Raw genomic sequence first — 2,489 nt, forward strand, 5'->3', positions numbered from 1 at the left:
AAATGTGATATACTGTGTCAGTCATATGGTCGGTGACGATGACGGTGAGGTTCCACCTGTTCCCATTCCGAACACAGCAGTTAAGCTCACTCGTGCCCAAGATAGTTAGCTGGAAACGGCTTGTGAAAATAGGTAGTCGCCGACTTTTGTATGGCCCGTTGGTCAAGCGGTTAAGACAGAGGCCTCTCACGCCTTTAACATCGGTTCGATTCCGGTACGGGTCACCATATGCACCTCTAGCTCAGTTGGTAGAGCAACTGACTCTTAATCAGTGGGCCCAGGGTTCGAGTCCCTGGAGGTGCACCAGATTTTGAACGACAAATCGTAAGATTTGTCGTTCTTTTTGTTATGTAACCCCGAAAAATCGGGGCTTGCACGGTCAATGCACGGTTTTTGCACGGTTGGTGTTTTCATAGGAATCCTCTGCATGGGCTGGAATTGCTTTGAAATGCATGGTAAATTTTGCATCAGGTCAGCAGAGCCAGACGGAGCTGCGCCTTTACTTCGGGGTCTGCATTCTTCAGCAGTTCCAGCAGAGCAGTCATAGAAATGGTCGGTTCACCTTCGGCGGGTACAGCCTGCGGGCTGGTTTTTTCGGACTTAGCATAGAAACCTTCCTCGAACTTCCTGCCCAGCTCTACACGGGAGGACTGCTGGATATGGGCGTAGGTGTTCACCAGCATATCTGCCGTAGCGTGTCCTGTGGTGCCCTGAACGGCCTTCACATCGCCGCCGGAAATCATCAGCTGATAGGTGGCACTGGAATGCCGCAGACCATGAAAGACGATGCGAGGGAACTCCGGGTGGGCATCCTGCCACTTGAGGAACTTTTTGCGGATGAGCACCGGCTCCACCGCCAGACCGTTGGGCAGACGGAACAGCATCCCACTGTCATGGTAGCGTGTCGGGTCTTTTCTCTCATCTGCCGCCAGCTGATTCAGCCACTTCTTCAATTCTTCTTTTAGTGCAGAGGTCATGAAGATGGTGCGGCAGGAGGATGCGGTTTTGGTGCTTTTCAGGATGAGGGAAGTGGTGCTGCGTTCCAACTTATCCGGGAATACCTTGATGATGCAGCCATCGTCTACTTGATTCAGGGCTTCTTTTCGCACCCGCTGCATGGACTTGTTGATACGGAAGGTTCCGATGCCATCTGCTGCGTCAAAATCAAGATCTTCCGGAGTCAGACCTACGATCTCGCCCTCTCGCAGCGCGCCCACCAGCGTCAGGTGGACTGCCAGATGCAGGATAGGGTCCTCCATGCTGTCCAGAGCCGCCCGCATTTCCTCTACCGTCCAAATGGTGCGCTCCTGCGTGGACTTCTTGGGGCTGTCCACGGGAACAGGGCTTTTGACAAGAATGCCCCACTCTACGGCATACTGGAACGCTGTTCCTAGCAGCCGATGCACTTCGTGGATGGTGGTGCCGGAAAGGAACCGCTGCTTCTGCTTTTCGGTCAGGTTCTGCTTCTTACCCTCGATATACGAACCGCAGGGCGTTTTGCTCAGGGTCGTGTAGAGGTTTTCCATGTGGTAGGGCTTGAGCTTCTGCATCTCCATGCTGCCGATATAGGGGATAATGAGGTTTTGGATGGTGGAAAGGTTAGATTCGTAGGTTTTGGGGGCCCACTTGTGCTTGCTGCACTGATTGGGCAGCCAATCCATGAGGAACTCTGCCACCGTCACCGAGGACGGTATCAGGAATGTGCCAGCTGCCAGTTCATGCTCGATTTGCTTCTTTCGGTTTGTTGCCTCCTCCTTTGTGGGAAAACTCTCCCATTTGTCGCAGCTCTTGCCGTGCTCATCTTCGTAGGTGTATCGGACGCTGTAAGAGTTGCCGCGCTTCGTAATATATGCCATAGATTTGCCTCCTTATCAAGCTGCCCGGTTGAGCCACGCATCGAAACTGTCTTTCGGGACACGGATGCTTCCGCCTATCCGTAGAACACGGAATTCGGTGGTGCTGTTGCACAGGTTGTAAGCAGAGCGCAGGCTGATGGCCAGCATTCGTGCGATCTCTTCCACCGTATACACCAGCTTCGTGGTTTTCGGGCTGTCAGTCGGAGACTTGACGGCATTGGTTTGAGTGACCACCTCCATTGTAGTGGGATTCGAGTCCTTTTGCAAGAACTTATTCGTATAATCGGAAGATTGCACAGGGACGGTCATAGAATTACGGTCAAAATCCATAAGCATTTCTCCTTATATTGTCATATCATCTAAAAATTCAGCTTAAAGTTCTACATCTTGCCCACGCTTGCGGTTTCGCTGCTGAACATCCATGGTACGTTCCTGCTTTGGTGCAAGAATCTTTTCCAGAAAGCCGTGTACCAGTTCTGGCGCACGGTGGAGAGCGTCCAGATAAGGCTTTACATCATACCAAAGGTCATGGTATTTGGTACTCCAGCGGGCAGCTTCTTTCTTGGCGGTGGAAAGTTCTTCTTTCAGGCGGCGGTTCTCCACATCCATCATATAGCCGTGGTCGGCTTGCTT

General features: G+C 52.2%; 2 protein-coding genes, 2 tRNA genes, 1 rRNA gene and 1 pseudogene. 3 read left to right on the forward strand and 3 right to left on the reverse strand.

What is annotated here, in order from left to right:
- Nucleotides 1–28 precede the first annotated feature (28 nt).
- From rrf to LKD23_RS12720, 3 genes are all read left to right on the forward strand, one after another.
- Nucleotides 29–145: ribosomal RNA gene (rrf, locus tag LKD23_RS12710) — 5S ribosomal RNA — on the forward strand.
- Between the two features lie 7 nt (nt 146–152).
- Nucleotides 153–227, forward strand: a tRNA-Glu gene (locus LKD23_RS12715).
- 3 nt (nt 228–230) lie between these two features.
- Nucleotides 231–306 (forward strand) — tRNA-Lys (locus LKD23_RS12720).
- Nucleotides 307–467: 161 nt separating this feature from the next.
- Here LKD23_RS12720 and LKD23_RS12725 read toward each other — a convergent pair.
- The 3 genes and pseudogenes from LKD23_RS12725 to LKD23_RS12735 form a co-directional block, all read right to left on the reverse strand.
- A complete protein-coding gene (locus LKD23_RS12725; protein WP_227621941.1) occupies nt 468–1,856 on the reverse strand; it encodes a site-specific integrase in 1,389 nt (462 codons plus the stop codon).
- A gap of 15 nt (nt 1,857–1,871) precedes the next feature.
- The gene (locus LKD23_RS12730; protein WP_227621942.1) at nt 1,872–2,186 is read right to left on the reverse strand and encodes a helix-turn-helix domain-containing protein; all 315 of its coding nucleotides are present in this window, start codon (nt 2,184–2,186) and stop codon (nt 1,872–1,874) included.
- Nucleotides 2,187–2,228: 42 nt separating this feature from the next.
- Nucleotides 2,229–2,489: pseudogene (locus tag LKD23_RS12735) on the reverse strand (plasmid recombination protein); the annotation flags it as partial.

It is taken from the genome of Faecalibacterium butyricigenerans (assembly GCF_020687345.1).
In the GTDB taxonomy this organism is placed as follows: Bacteria; Bacillota; Clostridia; order Oscillospirales; family Ruminococcaceae; genus Faecalibacterium; species Faecalibacterium butyricigenerans.

What these genes read in the sequence shown, in the direction of transcription:
- LKD23_RS12725 (WP_227621941.1), bottom strand. Translation starts at nt 1,856, where the DNA reads ATGGCATATATTACGAAGCGCGGCAACTCTTACAGCGTCCGATACACC.
- LKD23_RS12730 (WP_227621942.1), bottom strand. Translation starts at nt 2,186, where the DNA reads ATGGATTTTGACCGTAATTCTATGACCGTCCCTGTGCAATCTTCCGAT.